Source organism: Macrococcoides bohemicum (genome assembly GCF_016865215.1).
GTDB classification, from domain to species: domain Bacteria; phylum Bacillota; class Bacilli; order Staphylococcales; family Staphylococcaceae; genus Macrococcoides; species Macrococcoides bohemicum.
Genome location: NZ_CP054482.1, coordinates 1,442,645 through 1,465,795 on the forward strand (window position 1 = coordinate 1,442,645; position 23,151 = coordinate 1,465,795).

The 23,151-nt window shown below is 31.4% G+C and carries 26 protein-coding genes and 1 pseudogene; 8 read left to right on the top strand and 19 right to left on the bottom strand.

Annotation, left to right across the window (positions count from 1 at the left end; all coding sequences use genetic code 11):
* Nucleotides 1–145: 145 nt before the first annotated feature.
* Nucleotides 146–817, bottom strand: a complete 672-nt coding sequence (locus HT586_RS07450) for a type 1 glutamine amidotransferase domain-containing protein (protein WP_203545514.1) — start codon at nucleotides 815–817, stop codon at nucleotides 146–148.
* Between the two features lie 457 nt (nucleotides 818–1,274).
* On the opposite strand from HT586_RS07450, the gene HT586_RS07455 reads away from it, so the two are divergent.
* Nucleotides 1,275–2,561, top strand: a complete 1,287-nt coding sequence (locus HT586_RS07455; RefSeq protein WP_203545515.1) for an RtcB family protein — start codon at nucleotides 1,275–1,277, stop codon at nucleotides 2,559–2,561.
* A gap of 282 nt (nucleotides 2,562–2,843) precedes the next feature.
* Here HT586_RS07455 and HT586_RS07460 read toward each other — a convergent pair whose 3' ends face one another.
* Nucleotides 2,844–3,473, bottom strand: coding sequence for a FusB/FusC family EF-G-binding protein (locus tag HT586_RS07460; protein ID WP_203545516.1), 630 nt, complete (start codon nucleotides 3,471–3,473; stop codon nucleotides 2,844–2,846).
* Between the two features lie 605 nt (nucleotides 3,474–4,078).
* Between HT586_RS07460 and metG the strand changes: the two are divergent.
* Nucleotides 4,079–5,716 (top strand): annotated as a pseudogene (gene metG, locus HT586_RS07465) (methionine--tRNA ligase).
* A gap of 120 nt (nucleotides 5,717–5,836) precedes the next feature.
* Here metG and HT586_RS07470 read toward each other — a convergent pair.
* The 5 genes from HT586_RS07470 to HT586_RS07490 form a co-directional block, all read right to left on the bottom strand.
* Nucleotides 5,837–6,172 carry a type II toxin-antitoxin system PemK/MazF family toxin gene (locus HT586_RS07470; protein WP_203545517.1) on the bottom strand — a complete coding sequence of 112 codons (336 nt, stop codon included), beginning with the start codon at nucleotides 6,170–6,172 and terminating at the stop codon, nucleotides 5,837–5,839.
* A complete protein-coding gene (locus HT586_RS07475; RefSeq protein WP_164942242.1) occupies nucleotides 6,166–6,408 on the bottom strand; it encodes an AbrB/MazE/SpoVT family DNA-binding domain-containing protein in 243 nt (80 codons plus the stop codon). The genes HT586_RS07470 and HT586_RS07475 overlap by 7 nt, the downstream gene beginning before the upstream one ends.
* A gap of 79 nt (nucleotides 6,409–6,487) precedes the next feature.
* Nucleotides 6,488–6,886 (bottom strand): GNAT family N-acetyltransferase, encoded by a 399-nt coding sequence (locus tag HT586_RS07480; RefSeq protein WP_203545518.1) that lies wholly within the window; start codon nucleotides 6,884–6,886, stop codon nucleotides 6,488–6,490.
* 459 nt (nucleotides 6,887–7,345) lie between these two features.
* Nucleotides 7,346–7,771, bottom strand: coding sequence for a hypothetical protein (locus HT586_RS07485; RefSeq protein WP_096076397.1), 426 nt, complete (start codon nucleotides 7,769–7,771; stop codon nucleotides 7,346–7,348).
* A gap of 294 nt (nucleotides 7,772–8,065) precedes the next feature.
* Nucleotides 8,066–8,815 carry a nucleoside phosphorylase gene (locus HT586_RS07490; protein ID WP_203545519.1) on the bottom strand — a complete coding sequence of 250 codons (750 nt, stop codon included), beginning with the start codon at nucleotides 8,813–8,815 and terminating at the stop codon, nucleotides 8,066–8,068.
* Between the two features lie 176 nt (nucleotides 8,816–8,991).
* On the opposite strand from HT586_RS07490, the gene HT586_RS07495 reads away from it, so the two are divergent.
* From HT586_RS07495 to HT586_RS07505, 3 genes are read left to right on the top strand one after another with little or no spacing between them, the layout of a single operon-like run.
* Complete coding sequence (locus tag HT586_RS07495) at nucleotides 8,992–9,303, top strand: hypothetical protein (RefSeq protein ID WP_203545520.1); 312 nt, start codon at nucleotides 8,992–8,994, stop codon at nucleotides 9,301–9,303.
* Between the two features lie 13 nt (nucleotides 9,304–9,316).
* A complete protein-coding gene (locus tag HT586_RS07500) occupies nucleotides 9,317–9,646 on the top strand; it encodes a hypothetical protein (protein ID WP_203545521.1) in 330 nt (109 codons plus the stop codon).
* A 6-nt stretch (nucleotides 9,647–9,652) separates the two neighbouring features.
* Nucleotides 9,653–9,838: a helix-turn-helix transcriptional regulator gene (locus HT586_RS07505; RefSeq protein WP_133446754.1), complete on the top strand. Its 186-nt coding sequence runs from the start codon at nucleotides 9,653–9,655 to the stop codon at nucleotides 9,836–9,838.
* A 27-nt stretch (nucleotides 9,839–9,865) separates the two neighbouring features.
* Here the strand turns inward: HT586_RS07505 and HT586_RS07510 are convergent, their stop codons facing one another.
* A complete protein-coding gene (locus HT586_RS07510) occupies nucleotides 9,866–10,375 on the bottom strand; it encodes a GrpB family protein (protein WP_203545522.1) in 510 nt (169 codons plus the stop codon).
* A gap of 176 nt (nucleotides 10,376–10,551) precedes the next feature.
* Between HT586_RS07510 and HT586_RS07515 the strand changes: the two genes are divergently transcribed.
* Together HT586_RS07515 and HT586_RS12610 are read left to right on the top strand one after the other, a co-directional pair.
* Entirely contained in the window at nucleotides 10,552–10,986 is a 435-nt protein-coding gene (locus tag HT586_RS07515) for a LytTR family DNA-binding domain-containing protein (protein WP_203545523.1), read from the top strand.
* 837 nt (nucleotides 10,987–11,823) lie between these two features.
* Nucleotides 11,824–12,132 (top strand): DUF418 domain-containing protein, encoded by a 309-nt coding sequence (locus HT586_RS12610; protein WP_407943986.1) that lies wholly within the window; start codon nucleotides 11,824–11,826, stop codon nucleotides 12,130–12,132.
* A 54-nt stretch (nucleotides 12,133–12,186) separates the two neighbouring features.
* Here the strand turns inward: HT586_RS12610 and HT586_RS07525 are convergent, their stop codons facing one another.
* The gene (locus HT586_RS07525; protein ID WP_203545525.1) at nucleotides 12,187–13,287 is read right to left on the bottom strand and encodes a Glu/Leu/Phe/Val dehydrogenase dimerization domain-containing protein; all 1,101 of its coding nucleotides are present in this window, start codon (nucleotides 13,285–13,287) and stop codon (nucleotides 12,187–12,189) included.
* 317 nt (nucleotides 13,288–13,604) lie between these two features.
* Between HT586_RS07525 and HT586_RS07530 the strand changes: the two genes are divergently transcribed.
* Nucleotides 13,605–13,856: a DUF2627 domain-containing protein gene (locus HT586_RS07530; protein WP_096076389.1), complete on the top strand. Its 252-nt coding sequence runs from the start codon at nucleotides 13,605–13,607 to the stop codon at nucleotides 13,854–13,856.
* A 31-nt stretch (nucleotides 13,857–13,887) separates the two neighbouring features.
* Here the strand turns inward: HT586_RS07530 and HT586_RS07535 are convergent, their stop codons facing one another.
* From HT586_RS07535 to nusB, 10 genes are all read right to left on the bottom strand, one after another.
* A complete protein-coding gene (locus HT586_RS07535; RefSeq protein ID WP_203545526.1) occupies nucleotides 13,888–14,622 on the bottom strand; it encodes a glycerophosphodiester phosphodiesterase family protein in 735 nt (244 codons plus the stop codon).
* Nucleotides 14,615–15,307: a response regulator gene (locus HT586_RS07540; RefSeq protein WP_096076387.1), complete on the bottom strand. Its 693-nt coding sequence runs from the start codon at nucleotides 15,305–15,307 to the stop codon at nucleotides 14,615–14,617. The genes HT586_RS07535 and HT586_RS07540 overlap by 8 nt, the downstream gene beginning before the upstream one ends.
* A gap of 16 nt (nucleotides 15,308–15,323) precedes the next feature.
* Nucleotides 15,324–16,991: a DNA repair protein RecN gene (gene recN / locus HT586_RS07545; RefSeq protein WP_203545527.1), complete on the bottom strand. Its 1,668-nt coding sequence runs from the start codon at nucleotides 16,989–16,991 to the stop codon at nucleotides 15,324–15,326.
* A gap of 14 nt (nucleotides 16,992–17,005) precedes the next feature.
* Complete coding sequence (gene ahrC / locus HT586_RS07550; protein WP_096076385.1) at nucleotides 17,006–17,458, bottom strand: transcriptional regulator AhrC/ArgR; 453 nt, start codon at nucleotides 17,456–17,458, stop codon at nucleotides 17,006–17,008.
* A 97-nt stretch (nucleotides 17,459–17,555) separates the two neighbouring features.
* On the bottom strand, nucleotides 17,556–18,389 hold the full coding sequence (locus tag HT586_RS07555) for a TlyA family RNA methyltransferase (RefSeq protein WP_133353249.1): 834 nt from the start codon (nucleotides 18,387–18,389) through the stop codon (nucleotides 17,556–17,558).
* The gene (dxs, locus tag HT586_RS07560; protein WP_096076383.1) at nucleotides 18,376–20,262 is read right to left on the bottom strand and encodes a 1-deoxy-D-xylulose-5-phosphate synthase; all 1,887 of its coding nucleotides are present in this window, start codon (nucleotides 20,260–20,262) and stop codon (nucleotides 18,376–18,378) included. The genes HT586_RS07555 and dxs overlap by 14 nt, the downstream gene beginning before the upstream one ends.
* A 94-nt stretch (nucleotides 20,263–20,356) precedes the next feature.
* Nucleotides 20,357–21,217, bottom strand: coding sequence for a polyprenyl synthetase family protein (locus HT586_RS07565; protein WP_203545528.1), 861 nt, complete (start codon nucleotides 21,215–21,217; stop codon nucleotides 20,357–20,359).
* A complete protein-coding gene (xseB, locus tag HT586_RS07570) occupies nucleotides 21,210–21,404 on the bottom strand; it encodes an exodeoxyribonuclease VII small subunit (RefSeq protein ID WP_379875025.1) in 195 nt (64 codons plus the stop codon). The genes HT586_RS07565 and xseB overlap by 8 nt, the downstream gene beginning before the upstream one ends.
* A gap of 15 nt (nucleotides 21,405–21,419) precedes the next feature.
* Nucleotides 21,420–22,745 carry an exodeoxyribonuclease VII large subunit gene (xseA, locus tag HT586_RS07575; protein WP_203545529.1) on the bottom strand — a complete coding sequence of 442 codons (1,326 nt, stop codon included), beginning with the start codon at nucleotides 22,743–22,745 and terminating at the stop codon, nucleotides 21,420–21,422.
* A 7-nt stretch (nucleotides 22,746–22,752) separates the two neighbouring features.
* Nucleotides 22,753–23,145, bottom strand: coding sequence for a transcription antitermination factor NusB (gene nusB, locus HT586_RS07580; protein ID WP_203545530.1), 393 nt, complete (start codon nucleotides 23,143–23,145; stop codon nucleotides 22,753–22,755).
* Nucleotides 23,146–23,151 lie beyond the last annotated feature (6 nt).

Below are 23,151 nucleotides of genomic sequence, written 5' to 3' on the forward strand. Positions count from 1 at the left end.
TCCTCGTATTTTAAATTGATATTACCATAGTTTAGCACTTAATTACATATATTATATAATTAACTTAATATGACAGTAAATATATAAAAAAATCTATCCAAAACTTTGGATAGATTGGTAATACATATATTCTTTCGTAAAATAATTACTGAATTGCATTCCAGACTTTCTTAGCCACACCTTTTGGCGATTGTGGATTTTGTCCGGTAATGATATTACCATCATGCACGACTTTCGATGCCATTGGTAATACCGCTTTTTTATAATTCGCACCTTTCTTCTTAAGCTCATCTTCTAATAGAAATGGTACTTTATTAGTCTTTCTTACTATTTGTTCTTCTAGATTAGAGAATCCGGTTAACTCTTTATCTTTCAAACGATTTTCCTCAAAGTTTAGTAAAGCTGCTGCCCCGTGACATACAGATGATATCACTTTCATGTCTTTATCCATTTCTTTAAGAATTCGAGAAATATCTTCATTATCAACAAAATCAAACATAGTACCATGTCCACCAGTGAAGTAAACTGCGTCGTATTCACTTACATCAGCTTCGTGAATAGACTTTGTATTATCTAATAATTTCATAAACTCAGGATCTTCCATATAGTTTTTAGTCTTATAATCTAACATCAAAGTACTCACACTAAATGGATCAATCGGTACTTTACCACCTTTAACACTGTATAAATCTATCTCAACTTCTTTGTCTTTAAAATAATCATAGAAATGAACAAGCTCGCCTAACCATAAACCTGTCTTTTCCTCTAAACCTTTATAATGATCTGTATTTGTATTAATAATCATAATTTTTTTCATTTAAATTCACTCCTAAAAAATATATACATATATATACCCATATTCATATGTAATTAATACTTTTTTGGTTTATACATATAATACAAAACAGCAAATAAAGTGTATAGAATAGCAATTGTAAAAATCATTTGTAGTATATTTATAAAAAAATTGATTAAAGGTGCTTCTGATAAATATTCAATTCCACCATAAAAAAATGGTAAATAATCACTTAACAAAAGCGCGTAGAGAAATCCAAATAGAATGCCATATAAAAAATGCTTTAAGAGATATTTTTCAAAAATTGAATACATAATATACACCCCTATTTTAAAATGGATAATAAGTAATTTAATACCATTATAAGTTACCATGTTAATTTAATCTATCAAATATTTACACCAGATATCATATTTTGACTATATTTTACATTTATGATTAAATGGTTACAAGAACTTTTAAGATCGGAGTTATAAAAATGATAAACATCACCGGAAAATATACAAATGCAGTTATAATGACAGATAACATTGAAGACGCTGCCAGAAATAGAGTTCAGAATATGACGAACCTTGATTTTCTATCTGGCACTAATATTGTGATGATGCCTGATGTACATGAAGGAAAAGGTTGTGCGATTGGTACATCTATTCTAATGAACAAATCTAATGCCAAGATTCCACCTGCATTTATCGGTGTGGATATTGGTTGTGGGATGATGAGTTATCCATTAGGTAAACTTGATAATATTAACTTTCCTGAACTTGATCAGTATATAACTGATAATATTTCAACATATCCAAGAACCAATGAACTAAAAAATCCTGTATTTAATAATATACCTCAAGAAATTACAGATATTATTTTAGATAATTTAAAAGAAATTCAAACATCTTTACTGTTTCAAAATGTAAATATGATTCAATTAATCAATTCAGTCGGAACTTTAGGCGGCGGTAATCATTTTGTTGAGATTGGAAAGAACAAATCTGATGAATATTACCTTACGATTCATTCTGGTAGCCGCTTCTTAGGAGCTAAGATAGAAAAACACTATCAGGACTTAGCTAAAGAGAGTCACAAAAATATTGATGTTGCACCTATCATTAACATCTTAAAAGAACAGAATAAACATCATGCTATTCAACCGATGATAAAATTTGTAAAACAACTGAATCAGGAAAATCATTATGATGAAGAAGTTAGCTATCTTAAAGGTGAAAGCTTATTGCATTACATTGGTGATATGACAGCTGCATGCTGCTTCGCTGAAACGAGTCGTTTAATGATGACAGCCGTTATTCTCAATTACTTTGGAATACATATGGACAATGCAAAAACCATAAACTCACCGCACAATTTTATAGAGGTAAAAGATAAAGAATATTTAATTCGTAAAGGTGCATGTGATGCGAGTCTTGATAGAGATGTTGTTATTCCAATCAATATGCGTGATGGCATCATCATCGGAAAAGGTAAAGGCAATCCAGAATGGAATTATTCTGCGCCACATGGTGCAGGACGCGTATTATCTCGTTCAAAAGCTAAACAGACGCTCAACTTAGAAACATTTGAAAAGCAAATGGAAGGGATATATAGTAGTACAGTTGTGGAAGACACTTTAGATGAAGCACCTGATGCGTATAAACCGATTGATGATATAATTAAGCATATTCATGACTCAGTTGAAATTATTGACATCATTAAACCAGTATATAATCATAAAGGTATTGAAACATCTAAATGGTGGCAGAAGAAGAAGTAAATACTTATTTAGGAGATGTTATTATCAAATATTTAAGCTATAACAATCCAAATTTAGATAAAATGAATTTAGTACCCCCTGTTCTTTCACTCATTATCTCACTTGCATTCGTCTTAGTTAATATTCGTACACTAAGCATAAGCGATGAATTATGGGTTAAAATTGCAGTTACTATTTCGCTAATAATCTTTGTAGCTTTTACAATTGTCAATATAATAACGATCTATCTCATTATTAAAAAAAGTACCAATAAAAAATAAAGTAAGTGTCATTATACGACACTTACTTTATTTTTTGTATGAAATGATATAGTTTATCGATATCGTCTAAATGTTGATTACACACATTACTATCATGACAAATATAGTCACCCTTTTTCGTATATGTTCCGTCACTATTCGCCTTTGTCTTATTTAAGAATAAAGAAACATCAGATTCATGCTGACAAATCGAACAAAATCCCTTCACTTTGGTTGGAGCTAGTTCTCCGTAGACACTCTGAAAAGCACCCTTATCATCCTTATAGACAATATACTTACGATTTGCAGAATGGTCATTCCATCCAAGATAGCTCATCATCTGAAGATCATATTGATCACTTGGTGGTGTGTTTAATTTTTTAACCTTTTTGAATAACTTCTCTACTTGTTTAGCTGAAGGCATTTCAAAAGGTTCTACAAACTGTTTCATTTCTGAAAGAATCATAGCAGCTTTCGTCTTGGAAAGCCGAATATCATCAAGTTTAGTAATAGACTCACTAGCATCTATGCCATTCACAATGTAAATCGCTCGAATTTCGTCTAATATAATATTTTTTTGTGCTTTATTCGTCGTTGGATCATTTGTTTTATAAATCTTAAGTAACTGATTCACATTATTCATAACTTGCGCAAATTCATATGATTTTATCATTATATCTATACCTCACTTTAATGATTTGAGTATAGCATAAATATAAAAATGATAGTAAAAATTAAAGTTGATGTGCGCATCTACAATTTCGATAATAAATGTTAGTTCGAAATTGGGGTTCTACCAATTTCAGATTGAATTTGCCTACCGAAATTGGGAATCTACCAATTTCAGATTGAAATTGTCTGCCGAAATTGGGGTTTCACCAATTTCAAATTCTATTTCTTTTTATTGATTGTCAAAAAAATAATTCTCATTATAAAATTTGAATAATAAAAAATTAATATTGTAATTTTCACAATTATCTTATATATTATATCTAATAATAAAAAACGGCATTGATGAGAAGATTTAATTCATAAAATAGAGAGCTTCGGTAGCTGAAAAGAAGTAACGAATTAAAGGATGACTCTAAGCTTCGCAAAGAAAGTTTGTATGAGTAGATTGCGACGTATCCAGCGTTAATGGATTAAAGTTATTAACTTTATGAGGTATATTATGTGAGTAATATACGAACTTAGGTGGTACCACGAATATTATATATCGTCCTAATCGCATTTTTGCGATTGGGACTTTTTTTATGGAATATAAGGGGGAGATTTAGAATGACAGTATTTATTGGAGGAGCATGGCCGTATGCAAATGGTTCTTTGCACATTGGTCACATTGCTGCATTATTACCGGGAGACATTATTGCGAGATATTACAGACAGACTGGTGAAGATGTATTATATGTGTCTGGAAGTGATTGTAACGGAACACCTATTGCAATACGTGCGAAACAAGAAAGAAAGACCACTCGAGATATTGCAGATATTTATCATCAGGAATTTCAACATTGCTTTACTCAATTAGGTTTTACTTATGATTTATATACTAGAACAGACTCAATCGAACATCATAACGGCGTAAAGTCATTATTCTTAAAATTATATGATAATGATATGCTCTATCAAAAAACGATTGAGCAAGCGTATTGTGAACATGATCAGCAGTTTTTACCTGATCGATTGGTTGAAGGTGAGTGTCCTAATTGTGGTGTAAAAGCACGAGGTGATCAGTGTGATCAATGTTCAGTAATACTCGATCCACTAGATTTAATCAATAAGCGTTGTAAATTGTGTGGCAACGAACCTGTAATTAGAGAAACAAATCATTTATATTACAAATTTAGTAGGCTTCAGGAACAACTTGAAAAGTATTTTAAAGAAAAAAGTACAAAATATCACTGGCGTCAAAATGCATTAGCACTCACTGAAAGATATTTAAATGAAGGTATACCTGATCGTTCTGTTACACGTGATTTACCTAATGGTGTTGATGTGCCGATCAAAGGATTTGAAGATAAAAAGATATATGTTTGGATTGAAGCAGTAGCTGGATATTTAACAGCATCAGAAGCATGGGGAAAACTAAATAATCAGGATTACCAACAATTCTGGATGAAAGAAACAAAAACTTATTATATTCATGGAAAAGACAATATACCATTTCATACCGTAATTTGGCCATCAATTCTAATGGGTGCAAATATTGATGGGTTGCCACAATCAATCGTATCAAGTGAATATATGACTTTGGAAAAACGAAAAATATCAACCAGCCAGAATTGGGCAGTCTAGATACCGGATTTAATAGAACGATATCACCCTGATACGATTCGCTATTTCTTTACAATCAATGCACCAGAATCTCGAGATGCAGATTTTTCTTTTAGAGAATTTATTTATAGTCATAACAGTGAACTTCTTGGTGCATTTGGTAATCTGGTTAATAGAACATTTAAGTTTCTGGAAAAATCATATGATTTAGAAGTCCCTCAAACTGAAATTGATAAAAGTATTAAAAATGAATTACATTTACTTTATCAAAAAGTTGGGCAATTAATAGAAGAAGCTAAAATTAAAGAAGCGTTAGAATTAATATTTGAATCTATAAGAACATATAATAAATACTTTGACCAACAACAGCCATGGATTACATTTAAAGAAGAAAAAGAAAAATGTGATGAAACTTTAGCTACATGTGTATTTATTATTCAAAATTTAAGTCAATTATTGAATCCCTTCCTCCCATTTAGTGCAGAAAAACTAAAAGATATGCTTGGATTAGAGACATTAGAATGGCATGTAATCGAGGTTTTACCAAAAAGACTTGCATCTGTTTCACCATTATATGAACGAATAGATGTTAAGCAAATCGATGAAGAAATAGAAAAATTAAATAGCAAAAATATGAACTAAGTTTGCGAAAAATTACCACTCCTAAGCTTTGACAGAGTAGAGTGGTAATTTTGATACTACTTTTAAGAATAGTCACCGTATAAATGAATCTCAAGTGGAGTGTTCTCGGCACCCCACTTTTTATTGATTTGTCGGCATAATACAAGCTGAAACAATAGTATAAATTTTATTAATAAATTTATCGCTTACCTTTTCAATTGTTTTATATTCTCTTGCATTTAAATCAATTGTTTTTGGATGTTGACACAATACTTTACCTTTAGTTATTAAGTTGTCTTCTAGATTAATATGCAAAGGAAAAGAATTTAACGTTGAAGAAATAGGACATAAAATTACTAAATTTGTGAATTCATTAAAATCTTTATTACTTATTACTAATGCAGGACGATATCCAGCTTGTTCCTTGCCTTTTGTAGGATTAAGATCTAGCTTGATGATAGTACCCTGCTCTACCATACTTCATTACCTCTAGGTTTACCCCAATCAAATTCGCTTGGCTTATTTTCTGTTTCATAGTTTTCAAATAATTCTCTTATTAATGAGACATTTTGCTGCTGCTTTGTTAAAATAATTTTTTCATCTTGCATTGTTAAATCAAATTTTTGATTTTTATCAAGATTCATTTCATTAACTATTGATTTTGGTATTCTTATGCCTTGACTATTACCCCATCGTTGTAGAGATACCTGCATTTTATTCACCTCTTAAAAAATATATACATAGTATATACTGAAAGATATTTTTTGTCACTTATTACACTACGAAACAATTCTATAAATCTTTCCAATAAAAATATTGTCCAATATCTCCGTAGCAATTATCTATGTTAAACAATAATTTATATCCATGTTTTTCATAAAATTTTGGTGCTTGAAATGAAAAAGTATTAAGATATACATGCTTTAACCCTTCTCTTCTACCTTTTTCCTCTACATAAGTTAATAATTTTGTGCCTAATCCATGTTTTCTATATGATTCATCAACAAATAAAAATTCAATCTCAATCGTAGAAAAAGTTGATTCCCCCACAATACCAGCAATAACTTTACCATTATCTTCGATATTAAAATTAAACAACTTTCTATCTCTCCAATTTGGTTCATTATATTCTTTTATCTTCTGATGAATATAATCATTTGTAGCTTGTGAGCTTTCATTTATCTCAAACATTAATCCACCTCAATTATTTTTTTGATTATTTTTTCTATTGTATTTACTTCATATATTGAAATGTCTTTTCTAATAAATTGTTCGATAGTAACTCTTATATCATATCTAAGTTGTATTAACTTATTTTCACTTCAGTTTTATTTCCAATCAGAGCTATCTCTGATTCAAAACAACGAAAGGATAGACATGACGATTTATGAAGCATTGAAATTTGCACTACTTTTTGCAGATATCGTGCTGAGTGTCATAGAAGTCAGTAAAAAAGATAAAAAATAGCCACTCATAAGCTCTGACCAAGCTGAGTGGTAGTGGTTTGATATCATTATAAAGGCTAATCACCTTCTAAACGGATCTACAAGGGGAGTGTTCGCTTCACTCCTCTTTTCATTTACATTTTAATATGAACTAAATGATAAATCAAAAGTTTTAAATTCTGTTTACATTTAAAAGGAAATTCTATCAATAACTAAATGTAGTGTTTTCATGAATCACATTAATTTGAGGGTATTTTTGATATAGTATTTCTTTATAATATTTTTCAATATATTTATCTTTATATTCATTTGTCTGATATTCTATGTTACCATCTGAATCTGGATTAAATTTAAAATTAGAGATATCAATATCAAGAAACTCAAAAAGTTGTGTCGATCCTTTTTCAACTGCCAAATGATGTGCCAACCCCTCAATATCTGAAATTAATTCTCCATTACTGAAGAAACTATCTTTTGGGATATCTGTAATTGTTAAAATATAAATTTCATTTGCTTCAAATATAAAAACTTCTAAAAATGTATTCATATATTCTGTACCTTCAAATACATTACCAGGATACATATACCATCGTTCTAAATTAGCAAGTCTTAAATTTCTTGTAAGAGTCATAATATTCTACCTACCTCATCTGATTAATATTTATTTCATTAGCCTTTCTATATTACTTTCATTTCCCATCCATCTTCATTTATCCTAATCGAACTTATATAAAATTTATTATTTGTTAGTATATCAACCATAATATAAGTTGCAAATTTACATTTATCAGAAAGATCTTTCATGTGATAATCTATCAATTCAAAATCGCATTCAACTTTGTTTTTTATAACTAAACATTATCCTTTTAATTCTCCATTATATTTAATGATAATTTCACCCATCATGTACTATTATTAATTCTATCTATATTCTCTTTGCTATTTCCAAACCTATAAAGAATTTATCCATATTATGATTAGCGTCACTTAAGCCGTCAACCGCGTATTCATTTTCTGCAAGTACATCACCTGTTGCCAAAAAGTTATAGAGTTCAAACCCATGGAAGTCACTAACAGCTTGAACACCTGCAAGTTCCATTTCGACTCCAATACATCCATCGTTTTTGCGCACTTCAACATTATTTTTAGTTTCTCTCATCATAGCATCAGTTGTCCATACCTTACCTTGCACATAGGGTAATTCTAATATATCAAATATTTCTGCAACTTTATTACTATTATTAATTTCAATATAATCGTTTGCTTTTGCGTAGTGATAAGACATACCTTCATCTCGATAACTTTCCGTCGGAATCACAAATTTATGATTAGTCTTTACTTTATCTAGACTACCTGCTGAACCTGACATAATAAACTGAGTAGCACCTGTTAACCAGTTAGCTTCTATACAAAATTGAGCCGCTAATGTTGATCCAATGCCACTTAAATAAAATCCAATATCTTTGCCATCATGAATAAATTTATATATTGGATAACTACCGTTACAAGCATGGATCTCAGCAATCTTTTCACAGTTATATAAATCAATAATTTTGTCATAAATATTTTTAGATAAAATAATCATACATACATCTAATGTCTTTTTCTGTTCCCCATAAAAACTTTTCAAAGTAACAATCGGTTCCGAATTATTATCGAAAGCATCTATTATCATAAAATCACCTCATATTTTTTCAAAAGTATATCAATATTGTTTGAGAAGAAAAATAGACAAATTTATGATTTTGTCCACAATTAAGGTTTAAATAAATGTAAAATACTTTTGACATTTCAGGAATGACTTGCTATATTATAAATGTAAATAACATTTTACATTTGGAGGTTTGATTTATGATTATTCAACTAAGTTTTGCATTTTTGTTAACAATCATTTCTTTTATGTTTATCGTTAAATTTTTAAATTTTGGACCTGGTCATAGTGAATATGATGAAAGAACTCAAAGAATAGGAAATGAAGTATTTACAACAACTTTAACCTATCTTATTGCTTTCTGGATATTCAGTTTAATTATGAAAACCATAGATTTTAATAATATTAAATTTGATTATTTAAATGAATATCCAGAATTAATTAATTTAGCATTAGCTACTATTTTAATTATTTTCAATTACATTCGAATCAACAAAAAATATAGTGTCTAAAGGAGAAATTGTTATGAAAGTACTTGGTTTTATATGTATATTTTTATTTGCTGGTCTATGGGGATTTGTGATTAAAAAAGCTTTACCTAAAGATATGATTGAGGGTAACAATAACAAAATTGATGAAAGATCATCGAAATTATTATTAGAAGTTTTTTCAAATACGTTAGTTTGGGTGGTATACGCGTTATTATTAAGTATCATATTAAAAATATTTAAACTGGGAAATCCAGAAAAAGCTATTCTACCTGAATTTCCTGAAGTATCGTATTTGCTAGTAATTATAGTTATATTTTTCATGAGTTTGATTTATACTAAAAGTAAGTATAGTGCTAAAGGTTGATGCTATTTGAAAAATAAAATCAAAGAGTTAAGAAAAGAGCTTGGTATGTCACAAGCTGAACTTAGTGACAAAACAAACGTTTCAAGACAAACGATCAATGCCATTGAAAATGATAAATATGATCCTACCCTATCTCTCGCATTTAAATTAGCTAAGTGTTTGAATGTCACGGTTGATGAGTTATTTTCATAAAAACGGAAATATAGTTATATTTCCGTTTTATTTTGTTCTAAAATAACTTAAAGCTCTCTTCTCCAATGCTACAACATAATCACGTTTAGCATTTCTATATTCAGGTGTTTCATCATATGATTGTGCAAGTTTTGTCTTTAAATCACTATAAGCCGTTACTTCCTCTGGATGTTCAAGTAAATAATCTCGAACAGCTAAATGTCGATATATCTCAGGATGACCTTCTTGATAGATATGTATATGATGCGTTCTATCATCTCCACCTTTTCTTAATAATCTTCTACCTGTGATTCCCCATTCTCCGGCCACATCGTATCCTTCTTTTATAAATTTCGAATTATAACTATCAATTTGATTTATGTCTTTAACCAATACCTTCATATCTATTACAGGTTTAGCTTTCATACCAGGAACCGATGTACTACCAAAATGTTCAAATCTTACAACTTCATCAGGAATCATATCAGAAATTATTAGACATTCATTTTTAAAACTATCTTTCCACTTAGGATTATAAACAGATAATCTTACTTTCATAAAATTCCTCCTCAATTAACACTTAAACTTTCAACATTATATCTGATTCTTTAACAAAAATAAATGCTTAAATTTTCTCTTATTGAAGTAACAAAATAGAAGATTATGCAACTAAATAAAGCTTTGTCTACTAAACTTCTAATTAATGATACATTAAGTATAAGGAGGAACCTGATATGAAATTTAATGTAAACTTTAATAATCATCTTAATAAGGATGTTATCCATTTAGAAAGTCACGAAAGTAACAAAAATCTTGTAAATAACCTGATCAATTTTTTTGAGGCTAAAATTACATTGATTGATATTAAAACTAATAAATCTATAAAAGTATCAGTAAATCAAATCGAATCTATTGAATCTTTTACTCATTTGTCCAAAGTAAATTTAGTTGATGATTCACTTTTTTATATCAAAGGTAGGATTAAAGAATTTAGTGATTTTACTCAATATAAAATAGTTAAAATTAATAATAGTCAGTTGTTTAATTTAAGACATATCAACCAATTCTCTTCAGATAAGGCATCACGATTGTTAATAATAAGTAATTCTAATAAGGAATATATTGTCAGCAGATACTATTCACGAGAAATAAAGGAGATGTTATTATGATTAAAGAATTAATACAAAACTTCTTTCAAACTTCATTTCTTAGCTTGATTTGGTTAATGACTATTACATCTTTGTTCAATACAGATATCACAGTTCATTATAATTACTTTTGGAGATTGATTTTAATTTCTATTTTATTTGGACTTTCTTTTGGCGTACTTTATCCATATTTATGGAAATATTCAACAACTAAATCTACTTTTAATGTAATCCTATGTTCAACTGATAATACATTCATTATTTTATGTTCTATTTATCTGTATTCTAGTCTTCTGTTTACTCAAGTTTATCCATATATATATGCAATCGCAGTAATAAATTTGATTTTACATTATGTAATCTTCAAGTTATATTCAGATTATTTAAATCAAAAATATATTATGGAAATTCAAAATAGTAAAAGGTTATAATTATTAAATTATTTACTTTGAATGTGATAAATAAATTAAGCAAAGGAGTATATCTTCTCACTCCTTTGCTCAATAAATTATTAACATTATTTAATTCTCTCCATAAAGAAATGGTCTTAAATTCTTCCGGTTCATTAAGCGAGAGAAACGATTTCTTTAACTTAACCGAAGATCCGTTTTTATTTATGGATGATCATATATTTAGTTTACTCGCAATTTCTATTTTCTTTCACATACTATTCTTTATTACTGGAATGATTTTTGCTAAAAATAAATTTTTTGAATCTACCTGCACACATTCTAAAAAGATATTAATCTTTTTAACGCCGTTTTTCTTAGTATTTAAAGCATTTTTTGAAATATATCCTAATAATGATATTATCGGATTATTAGCACTGGCTGCTATTTTTGATTTAGTTTTAGTTATATTGCTTTGTTCTATTATTTATATCATCGTTTTCTGCAAGTAAAGATATTCAGAGGATTTGAATTTGTAGGAAAACTTTCTCTCATTAATTACATTAGCCAATCTATCTTCCATGGGTTTATTTATTATAGTCATGGGTTTGGACGATTTGGTGACAGCAATTTTGTATTATCTGTTTTCATTGCCTTAATTTTCTTTGTGGTACAAATCTTATTGAGCAGTATATATTTTAAATATGGTCCGCTTGAATATATCATTCGTGTGGTGACTTATTGGTCGTTTCACCCTAAAAGAAAATTACAAAATTAATTTTAGTGATATTTAAAAACAGGTATGCTCAAAATTCTGAGCATACCTGCTTTATTAACCTTTACGTCTAGAAATCAAAGAATGTTCATTTAAACTAAATGTACTACGTACACGCATCATTTGATCAATACGTTCTTCAGCTAAACGTTCTGCTGCTAATGCTGTAGAAATGTTATCGCGTTTCGCGATTTCAAATACTTTATCCATCTGGTCATAGATTTCATTTACTTTTTTCATTGCACGATCTTGGTTGTAGCCGTTTAACTCATCAGCTACATTAATAACTCCACCCGAGTTTACAACAAAGTCAGGTGCATAGATAATGTTTCTTTCTTTAAGCATTGCTGCGTGTCTTTCCAAGTCTTTCAACTGGTTATTAGATGATCCACATACTGCTTTAACTTTCAATTGTGGAATTGTGTCATCATTAAGAATCGCACCTAATGCACATGGTGCAAAGATATCCGCTTCAACTGAGTAAATTTCATCAGGTTTCACTGCTGTTGCGCCAAAATCATTTACCGCTCTATCAATTGATTCCTGGAAGATATCCGTAACGATTAATTTCGCACCTTCTTCATGTAAATATTTACATAAAGTATAAGATACATTTCCTACCCCTTGTACAGAAATTGTCTTACCTGCTAAACTATCATCACCGAATGCTTCTTTCGCCGTACGTTTCATCGCACGATAAACTCCTAATGCTGTCATCGGACTAGGATTTCCACTAGATCCGTAGCTTTCTGATAATCCTACGACAAAGTCAGTTTCTTCATGAATAATGTCCATATCAGTAACTGTTGTACCAACGTCTTCAGCTGTAATATATCGTCCGTTTAAACTTTGAATATAACGACCTAATGCTCTAAATAAAGCTTCTGATTTATCTTTCTTAGGATCTCCGATAACAACTGTTTTCGCGCCACCTAAGTTAAGTCCTGCTGCTGCATTTTTATATGTCATTCCACGTGCTAAACGTAATGCATCTTCAATTGCTTCTTCTTCTGTTTCGTATGGCCACATTCTGCATCCACCAAGCGCAGGTCCAAGTGTTGAATCATGGATCGCGATAATCGCTTTTAATCCACTTGCATTATCCTGGCAGAATACAACTTGCTCATAGTCATATTGTTCTAAAGTCTTAAAAATCATTTTATTTCCCCTTTTCATAAAATAATTATTATTTTAACACTTCCTATTTTACATTAAATATTATGTTTATAAAACAAAAATATTCATTATTAAATTTATTTCTGTATATTTTAGTTCGATTTCCGATATATTATTATTATATTCTATTGAATATTTATGTACTTCAACAAACTAAAGCGCTTCCAATATGCTATTTGAACGTATTTTAGATTCTTTTTTTATTCATCATTTTCATCTCTTATTATATTTATATAATAATTTTTTTATTATTAATATTATGATGTTTTTTTGTTATAATGCTATTGGTAGGTGAATTTATGAAAAAGATTATCGCACTTCTTGTTTTAGTTATTCCAATTTATTTTGCAGGTTTAGGTATCAAATGGATGCGAGATGCTGTTTTTGGTATTCTTGTCCCAGAACTCCATTTTATTTGGCTGCAATTTTTAATCGGACTTATCTTAATGGTACTTGGTGTTAGTTTTGTAGGCGGCTATATTCTTCATATCGAAAAGAAAAGTAAACGTGCTCAAGAAAAATTTTATAAAAAACAAGAGAATCAGTCCTAATAATGGATGATTCTCTTGTTTTTTATTTTTATCAATGTTGTTTTAACAAATAATCTTTTTTTAATTTTACCGCTACTTCTACTTCATCTGTTATAATGGCATCGATTTCTTCTTCCAGCCAATACTGTATTTCTTTTGCGCGATTAACCGTGTAGACACGTGCTGGTAAATTATATCGTACTACTTCTTGTCTTTTCGCATCGGTCATATAACTTTTTCCATAAGGATGCACTGATTTAATGCCATGTGACTCCAAATATATCCACGGCTCACCCAAATCTTTATCTGTAAGTAGTGCTGTTTCATAACTCGAATCAATCTTTTCTATATATAAAAGACTTTCAAGATTAAAGCTTGATATGATAATACGCTCTTTCATGTCATAGTGACTTAAAAGTTTGAGTAGCCCATCTTCAAGCACACCTTCAGTAACACCTTTTATTTCAATATTTAATGTCATATCAGTTGTAATGATCCAGTCCATCACTTCTTTTAACGTTGGGACTTGTTCGTCAGTTATTTTAAATAAACCATTCTTAATACGTGCATTTTTGATTTTATCTAATGTTAATTGATTGACTCGACCTTTCTGATTGGTTGTACGATTTAAGGATGGATCATGGATGACAATAATTTCTTTATCGACAGACATATGTATATCAAGCTCTATTCCATCTGCACCATGTTCATAAGCTTTTTTAAAGCTTAGCATCGTATTTTCAGGATAAAGTGCAGCATACCCTCTGTGTCCAATTACTTTAGTCATGATAATCCTCCAAGAGGTAATCGATTAGTTCGCCACTCGTCGGTCGATTTAATTTTCCACGTTTGCTAAACACTTCCTGTAAACCGTTATCCCATGCTTTTTCAATTGCATGTCGTATAGAACGTTCTACATTTGCATTCTTAACATTGTTTCTTTCTGCAATCTTTGGATATAAATCAATTGTTAAGTGTACTTTCTTCGCTCGTTCTTGTTCGCTTCTAGCAGATAATATTTCAATGGCATCCTGTATATATCGCGTACCTTTATGTTTTTCTTTAAATCCTAACTGTTCTAATTTATCTTGTCTGAGGACTGATTCATCAATATTACAGATCTGACAAATACGATTGACAAAATTATCAAAATTAATCGGCTTTAAAATGAAATAATCAGCTCCGGAATCCATTGCTTCTGACAGCACAGAATCTTTTCCAAACGCACTTAAGCAAATAATTTTAAAAGAATGATTCGTTGGAATATGCTCTTTTAACAGCGTAATTCCATCGATATGTGGCAATATCAGGTCAAGTAACAGTAAATCAAATTCAACATCATTGATCATATTAAGTGCATCCTTACCGTTATGACACATTCCGACGACCTGCAAATTATGTTTTTCTAGATGTGTTTTTATTGTTACTGCGAGTTCTCTTGAATCTTCAATAATTGCAACTTTAAGCACCATACTTCTTCATCCTTTTTTACTTCTTATTTTGATTGATTAATTCAGCAGCATGTTCTAATGTGAGTGGCGTCACTTCAACACCTGAAATCATTCTTGCAACTTCTTTTATGCGTGATTCTCCATCGAGTTCAGTTACTCTTGTAGTGGTTCTGTCATCTTGTTCTTTTTTCTCGATATAAAGATGATGATCGCTAATTGCAGCAACTTGTGGTAAATGTGAAATACAGATAACTTGTATATGCTGTGAAATATCATACATTTTCTCAGCCATTTTTTGAGCGACTTTACCAGAAACACCTGTGTCTACTTCGTCAAATAAAATTGCTGTTTTACCTTTCGACTCTGCAAATATACTTTTCAAAGCAAGCATCATACGACTTAGTTCCCCACCAGATGCTATTTTCTCCATTGGTTTCAATGGTTCGCCTTTATTTGGGCTAATCATAAATTCTAAAGATTCAATACCGGTTACGCTTGGTTCAGTCTTAGTAAATGCCATTTCAAAGTTTGCACTTTTCATCTCTAAATTATGAATTTCATCTAATATTTCATTGCGTAGTGTTTGAGCTACTTTACGTCTTGCTTTGCTTAAATCATTTCCTAACGACAGAAGTTTTGATTTTGTCTGTTCAATTTCCTTCATCAATTGAGTAGTAGATTCTTCAATATTTTCAATCGTATTAATTTCTTTTTCTAACTCATCAATAAAAGGTATCAGCTCATTTAAAGGTTTTCCATACTTACGTTCTAGAAATTGTATTTCATTCATACGCGTCTCTAACTGATTAAGTTCATTCTCATCATATTCATTTTGAGACATCGCATCATGCAATGCATGTTTTGCATCATCTAAAATATAATACAGACCTTCCGACTCCTCTAATGTCTTACTAAACTTGTTCGGTATAATTTCATCCACTTCTTTAAGTGATGCGTTAAATTTGAATAGTAAATCTAATATTTGATTTTCTTCGCTTAATAGATTAACTGATTTTGTTAAAGCATCATTAAGTTTCTCATAATTTTGCAGTCGATTAATTTCTTCTGTTAACGTTTCTTTTTCTGAGGCGATTAATTCCTTTTCACTTAATTCTTTATGTTGATATTTTATTAAATCTAAACGTTGCAACAACTCTTCATCTTTTTGCTGCAAGTTTTTCAGCTCATTCGTCTTCTCAACATATTGTTTAAAGGTTATCTGATACTCCGCCAGTAAAGTATCATAATTGCCTTTTGCATAATCATCTAATAATGTCAGATGATATTTTGGTTTTAACAGGGTCTGTGTTTCGTGTTGCCCATGAATATCCAAAAGCTCCTGCATGATACTTTTTAATTCTGTTAATGTTACGGTCTGATTATTGATCTTACATATACTTTTACCCGTCTTTAAAATTTCACGTTTTACCAACATAAAATCATCTAATGGAATATCTTTTTCAATGAGCATATCCTTTACTCGAGGATTATGGTCTATATCAAATATACCTTCAACAATCGCCTTATTTTCACCATGACGCACTAAAGTCTGACTTGCTCGAATACCAATGAGTTGTCCGATTGCATCGATAATGATTGACTTACCTGCACCAGTTTCTCCACTAAGTACAGTTAAACCATCTTTTAATTCAATTTCTAATGCCTCGATTATTGCAAACTGTTTAATAGATAACGACAAAAGCATATAAAATCCCCCAATTAAAGCATGTTAAAAATACGTTCAGTGATCACTTCTGCTGCTTTTTTATCTTTACAGATTAATAGGCAAGTATCATCACCACAAATTGTACCGATCACTTCTTCCCATTCTAACTGATCTAAAATAGCACCGATTGACTGTGCATTTCCTGGTAAAGTTTTTAAGACAAGTAAATTGTCAGCACTATCCAATTTAACAAATGAATCCATTAAATAGCGTCCTAATTTATCTAACGGATGATATTTTCTGTCTCTTGGTAGTGAGTAAATATATTGTCCACTAGGTGTGGGTACTTTAATTAATTGTAATTCTTTAATATCTCGAGAAATAGTTGCTTGTGTTACATTTAAATTATATTCATTTAATTTCTCAACGAGATCTTCCTGTGTTTCTATTTGTTGATTAGAGATGATCTCTCTGATTTTAATTTGTCGGATAGTTTTATTGGCCATACCTACGCCCCCCTTGTACCTGTATAATTATACAGATAATTTTAGCATACATACAATTTATTGTATACGAAAAAACCACCGAATTTACCTCGGTGGTTTAATCATTTAATATGTTAAACGCTTGTTCCACAATCATTGCTGTTGATTGTGACAGATTTTTATCATTGATAACAGAATTAATAATTTCATCATTATCAGAAATAACTTCACCATGTAATAAATATTCAATATTACCTTTTTGACCAGTAATTGGTGAAAAGGTAATACCGTGTACTTGAATATTAAGTTTCTTACAAAGCTGAATCATTTCATCTAATACCCGGATATGTTCATCCTTATCATGAACAATTCCTTTATCAACATATTCATATCTTGCTTCAAATTGGGGCTTGATGAGTGCAACAATCGTGGCACCAGGTTTTACTATTTCAACAAGTTTATTGAAAATCACTGATAAAGAAATAAAACTTACGTCTATCGTGATAAAATTCGGTGTAGGATCAAACTGTTCTTTCATCACATATCTAAAATTTGTCTGTTCCATGACTGTAACTTTATCATGAACACGTAAACGATAGTCTAATTGATTCGTACCGACATCCAAAGCATATGAATGACGCGCACCATTTTGTAATGCACAGTCTGTAAATCCACCAGTAGAAGATCCGATATCGAGATGAATGACATCAATTAAATTTAAATCAAAATATTCAATTGCTTTTTCAAGTTTATATCCGCCACGACTTACATATTTTTTCCGTTTATCTTTCACGCGGATTTTTGCAGTTATAGGATTAATTTTCTCACCTGCAGTGTCAATACGAATATTGTCATTAAAAATGAGACCTGCCATGACTGCTCGCATAGCGGCATCTTTTGTTTCATAATAGTCATGTTCAACGAGCCAATCATCTATTCTAATTTTTTTCATGTTTACGCTTTAGTGATTGTTTTATTTCATTGATAATATTTGCTTTTGAAATCCCGATATCATTCAGTAATAATTCTACATCACCATGTTCAATATATTCATCGTCAATTCCGATGCGTTTAATATCTATATGTTGATGTCTATCATTGAAGTAATTGACGATTAATGACCCAAAACCACCGCTCAACATCGACTCTTCAACTGTAATTATTGCTTTATTTTCCTTTGCAATTTTATCCAGATAGTCTGTATCTAGCGGTTTAATAAATCGTGCATTAACCACTTCAATATTGATGCCTTCTTTTAATAGTTCATCACGCACTTCTTCAATAAGTTGTAATGTCGGTCCGAAACTTAGTACTGCGACATCCTCACCATCATGAAGGGTTTCCCATTTACCATATGGTACGGGTTGCAAGTTAGCATCCACATCCACACCAATACCATTCCCTCTTGGATAACGTATCGCAATAGGGCCCGTGTATTCATAAAATGCACTATGCAGCATATGACGCGCTTCATTCTCATCTTTTGGCATCATAATCGTAATATTCGGCATATGACTTAAGAAAGGTATATCAAAGACTCCTTGATGTGTTTCACCATCTGCTCCAACAAGACCTGAACGGTCAATTCCAAATACTACATGTAAGTTTTGACGGTCGACGTCATGCAGCATTTGATCATAAGCACGTTGTAAAAATGTTGAATAAATGGCCACATAAGGTTTCATGCCATTAGCAGCTAATCCACCCGCCATCGTCACTGCATGCTGTTCTGCTATACCAACGTCAAAGAATTGATCCGGTAATTCTGCCTGAAACCTCGTTAACTTACTACCTACTGGCATCGCCGGTGTAATCGCAACAATATGTTTATCTTTTTCTGCAAAACTTTGTACCGTGTCGCTGAAGATTTGACTCCAGGCTGGTGCTTTTGAGCTACCTTTTACCTGTTCGCCCGTTTCTAATTTATATGGTCCTAATCCATGCCATGTCCCGATCTTATCGTTTTCTGCCGGTCGGTAACCTTTACCTTTTTTAGTAATAACGTGAACGATAACCGGTCCGTTAATACGTTTAGATGTCTCGAAAGCTTCTTTAAGATCATTAAAATTATGCCCGTCTACTGGCCCGACATATTTAATGCCAAGCTCCTCAAAGAATACACCTGTTACAACAAGATATTTCAGACTATCCTTAATACGATCAGCTGAATCTCTTAGTTTATGTCCACCCGGTAATTTACTTAAGAAACCGTCAATATCAACTTTTGCACGGTTATAGTTTTGATTCGTGCGTAATCGACCAAACATATTATGCATCGCACCAACGTTAGGCGCAATACTCATTTCATTATCATTTAAGACGATTGTCATATCAGTTTTATCATGTCCGATATGATTTAAAGCTTCAAGTGCCATACCACCAGTTAAAGCTCCATCTCCGATAATCGGTACAACATCATAATCTTCACCTAGAATATCACGCGCTTTTGCCATGCCGATAGCTGCTGAGAGTGAAGTTGAAGAATGTCCTGCTTCCCATACATCATGCGGACTTTCATTTAATTTCGGAAATCCACTTAAACCTTTATATTGGCGTAACGTATCAAATTTCTCTCCACGGCCAGTTAATATTTTATGAATATATGCCTGATGTCCTACATCAAAGATAAGTTTATCTTGAGGACTGTTAAAACTTCTATGCATGGCGATTGTTAATTCTACAACACCTAAATTTGCCCCAATATGCCCTCCGGTAATTGCGCATTTCTCTATAAGAAACTGACGAATATCACCACTTAATTCAACTAACTCATCATCTGTTAAATTTTTAATAAACGATGGATCTTTTATTTTCGATACATCCATGAATTCCCACCTACATCTCTCTTACTATAATATGTTACCTATTATATCATTGTTTATGAATGCATGAAAAATAAAAAAAGCCTTATACAGGCTTTTATTTATTTCTATCAACAATAAAATCAATTAATGCTATGAGTGGTGCTTTATTTAATGTAATGTCCTCAACAATTTCTATCGTCTCATTATAGATTTCATTTAGTCTTTGTTTAGATGCTTCAAGACCGATTAGTGAGACGTATGTGCTTTTTGCATTTTCTGCATCACTTCCAACAGTTTTTCCGATTGACTCGAAATCACCTTCTACATCTAATATATCATCTTTAATCTGAAACATTAATCCAATATTTCTTCCTACTTTATCTAGCGACAATAAAATATCATCATTCAGATTTAGTATAATACCTGCAGCATAAATAGATGCGTGAATTAAATCTCCTGTTTTATGATGGTGAATTGTCTCAAGCGTTATCATATCAATTGATTTATTTTCGCTTTCCATATCAAGCATCTGTCCCGCGACCATACCTTTAGACCCGGCAGCATCTGATAATAATGTTATCAGTTTTATTTTAGTTGCGTCTGAATAGTTGCCTGATATTATTTGATGGAAACTATCCGTTAGTAAGGCATCTCCTGCTAAAATAGCTGTTGCTTCACCATATACTTTATGGTTTGTGAGTTTGCCTCTGCGATAATCATCATCATCCATTGCAGGAAGATCATCATGAATCAACGAATATGTATGTATCATTTCGACTGCCAAACCAAATGCTATCCCATCATCTGGATTACCACCCAGACTTTCAAGCGTTGTCATTAACAGTAATGGGCGCACACGTTTACCTCCCGCTTTTAACGAATAGATAATCGATTCATTTAATTGTGATGATACGGCTTTTTCCTGATAATTTTCATCGATTGCATTATTAATCGCTTCAATATATGCCTTATTCATTTGTATCTGCCTCTTGTAGTTTAGCGATTTTCTGCTCAGCTTCTTTCAGTTTATCCTGACATGCTTTAGATAATTTGACACCTGCTTCATATAGTTCAATGGATTTTTCAAGCGAAACATTTTCATTATCAAGTTGTTTAACAATCGTTTCTAATTCGTTCATCATCGTTTCAAAATCTTTAGCCATGGAAGACACCCCTAGTTATTTCTTTTCAATTACTTCACTGATTAGTTTACCATCCTTGATTTCAACTTCTAACTTATCACCAATTTTCACATCATCTACAGAACGCACTATCGCATCGTTATATCGCGTAATACTATATCCTCGTAGTAATGTTTCTGTTGGACTTAAGCTGCTAAGCAGTGCAAGTCGAGATTGAAATGCTGTTTGTTTCATTGACATCAAATACTGTACTATTCTGTCCATTTGATGTTGTTTATTTTCAATTTCTTTGTGGTAATGCTTTACCTTATCCTCTAATGTCTTAGGTGTAATATGCTGAGTTAAAGTTGAAGAACGATGCTTTTGTTGTTGCAGCATCGTATTCACCAGGTACTTCATATTATTCTGAATTTCATCGATTCGCTGAACTTTTTGTTCAACAAGCATATATGGATTCTTAAAAATATAATAATTCTCAAGCTGATTTAAGTGCTGCACTTGATGACGTAATATATTGTTCATTTTATGATTCATGAATTCACGTGCTTTATTAATCTGCGCATCCAATTCACGGACGTCAGGCGTTGCAAGAACAGCCGCTCCAGTTGGTGTTGGTGCACGTAAATCTGCTACAAAATCTGATAAAGTCGTATCCGTTTCATGCCCTACTGCTGAAATGATAGGTGTACGTGCATTATATATGGCTTCAACAACAGCAGCTTCATTAAATGCCCATAAATCTTCAATTGAGCCCCCACCACGTCCAAGAATGATTACATCGACACCGATAGCATCTGCTTGTTCAATATTTTTTACGATATCTTCTTTAGCACCTGCACCTTGTACTAGTGTCGATATATACGTTACTTCTGCCAATGGATATCTATTATTTAAAGTAGTCCGTATATCCTGTACGGCCGCTCCTGTGCTTGCTGTAAGTACTGCAATATGCTTCGGATATTTTGGTAAAGACTGTTTATGTTCTCTATTAAAATAACCTTTTTCCTGAAATTCCTTTTTAAGTTGTTCAAATTTCTCATATAATAACCCAATACCATCAAGCGTCATTGTATTAACATACAATTGATAGTTGCCTCGTGCCTCATATGATGAAACACGTCCGGTAATAAGTACACTATCTCCCTCTTTAGGAGTAAAAGATAATTTACCCGCATCACGACTAAACATCATACATTGAATAATGGCACCGTCATCTTTTAATGCAAAATAATGATGTCCACTAGAATGACGTTTATAGTTTGAAAGCTCACCCTTTATATAGACTTCCTGTAAATAAGGATCTCTATCAAATTTTACTTTTATATATTTACTTAACGCACTTACCGTTAAATACTTTTCCATATCATCACTACGCTTTATTTTTAATTATTTCACTTAAAACACCGTTGATAAATTTATAGCTGTCATCATCGCTATAAGTTTTCGCTAAATTTACCGCTTCATTAACAACTACTTTTTCCGGTGCATCAGTGTATAGCATTTCATAAGTACTCATACGTAAAATAATTCGATCAATCTTATTGATACGGTCAAGCGTCCACTGTTTAAGATGAGGTGATATTTTACCATCGATGTCTGTTTCATGAGCTTTCACACCACGAACGATTGATTCACAAAATCCATCCTTTAGAGGAGGCTCAATAATAAAAGCTGTTGCTTCTTCAATTGTAATATCATGTTCCTTTGTTTCTAATTGAAATAATATTTGTACTGCATGTTGTCTTGATTCTGTTCTTGACATATGTTT

Excerpts from the sequence above, each read along its gene's own strand:
- HT586_RS07450 (WP_203545514.1), bottom strand. The coding sequence starts at position 817 with ATGAAAAAAATTATGATTATTAATACAAATACAGATCATTATAAAGGT.
- HT586_RS07455 (WP_203545515.1), top strand. The coding sequence starts at position 1,275 with ATGATAAACATCACCGGAAAATATACAAATGCAGTTATAATGACAGAT.
- HT586_RS07460 (WP_203545516.1), bottom strand. The coding sequence starts at position 3,473 with ATGATAAAATCATATGAATTTGCGCAAGTTATGAATAATGTGAATCAG.
- HT586_RS07470 (WP_203545517.1), bottom strand. The coding sequence starts at position 6,172 with ATGGTAGAGCAGGGTACTATCATCAAGCTAGATCTTAATCCTACAAAA.
- HT586_RS07475 (WP_164942242.1), bottom strand. The coding sequence starts at position 6,408 with ATGCAGGTATCTCTACAACGATGGGGTAATAGTCAAGGCATAAGAATA.
- HT586_RS07480 (WP_203545518.1), bottom strand. The coding sequence starts at position 6,886 with ATGTTTGAGATAAATGAAAGCTCACAAGCTACAAATGATTATATTCAT.
- HT586_RS07485 (WP_096076397.1), bottom strand. The coding sequence starts at position 7,771 with ATGACTCTTACAAGAAATTTAAGACTTGCTAATTTAGAACGATGGTAT.
- HT586_RS07490 (WP_203545519.1), bottom strand. The coding sequence starts at position 8,815 with ATGATAATAGATGCTTTCGATAATAATTCGGAACCGATTGTTACTTTG.
- HT586_RS07495 (WP_203545520.1), top strand. The coding sequence starts at position 8,992 with ATGATTATTCAACTAAGTTTTGCATTTTTGTTAACAATCATTTCTTTT.
- HT586_RS07500 (WP_203545521.1), top strand. The coding sequence starts at position 9,317 with ATGAAAGTACTTGGTTTTATATGTATATTTTTATTTGCTGGTCTATGG.
- HT586_RS07510 (WP_203545522.1), bottom strand. The coding sequence starts at position 10,375 with ATGAAAGTAAGATTATCTGTTTATAATCCTAAGTGGAAAGATAGTTTT.
- HT586_RS07515 (WP_203545523.1), top strand. The coding sequence starts at position 10,552 with ATGAAATTTAATGTAAACTTTAATAATCATCTTAATAAGGATGTTATC.
- HT586_RS07525 (WP_203545525.1), bottom strand. The coding sequence starts at position 13,287 with ATGATTTTTAAGACTTTAGAACAATATGACTATGAGCAAGTTGTATTC.
- HT586_RS07530 (WP_096076389.1), top strand. The coding sequence starts at position 13,605 with ATGAAAAAGATTATCGCACTTCTTGTTTTAGTTATTCCAATTTATTTT.
- HT586_RS07535 (WP_203545526.1), bottom strand. The coding sequence starts at position 14,622 with ATGACTAAAGTAATTGGACACAGAGGGTATGCTGCACTTTATCCTGAA.
- HT586_RS07540 (WP_096076387.1), bottom strand. The coding sequence starts at position 15,307 with ATGGTGCTTAAAGTTGCAATTATTGAAGATTCAAGAGAACTCGCAGTA.
- recN (WP_203545527.1), bottom strand. The coding sequence starts at position 16,991 with ATGCTTTTGTCGTTATCTATTAAACAGTTTGCAATAATCGAGGCATTA.
- ahrC (WP_096076385.1), bottom strand. The coding sequence starts at position 17,458 with ATGGCCAATAAAACTATCCGACAAATTAAAATCAGAGAGATCATCTCT.
- HT586_RS07555 (WP_133353249.1), bottom strand. The coding sequence starts at position 18,389 with ATGAAAAAAATTAGAATAGATGATTGGCTCGTTGAACATGACTATTAT.
- dxs (WP_096076383.1), bottom strand. The coding sequence starts at position 20,262 with ATGGATGTATCGAAAATAAAAGATCCATCGTTTATTAAAAATTTAACA.
- HT586_RS07565 (WP_203545528.1), bottom strand. The coding sequence starts at position 21,217 with ATGAATAAGGCATATATTGAAGCGATTAATAATGCAATCGATGAAAAT.
- xseB (WP_379875025.1), bottom strand. The coding sequence starts at position 21,404 with ATGGCTAAAGATTTTGAAACGATGATGAACGAATTAGAAACGATTGTT.
- xseA (WP_203545529.1), bottom strand. The coding sequence starts at position 22,745 with ATGGAAAAGTATTTAACGGTAAGTGCGTTAAGTAAATATATAAAAGTA.
- nusB (WP_203545530.1), bottom strand. The coding sequence starts at position 23,145 with ATGTCAAGAACAGAATCAAGACAACATGCAGTACAAATATTATTTCAA.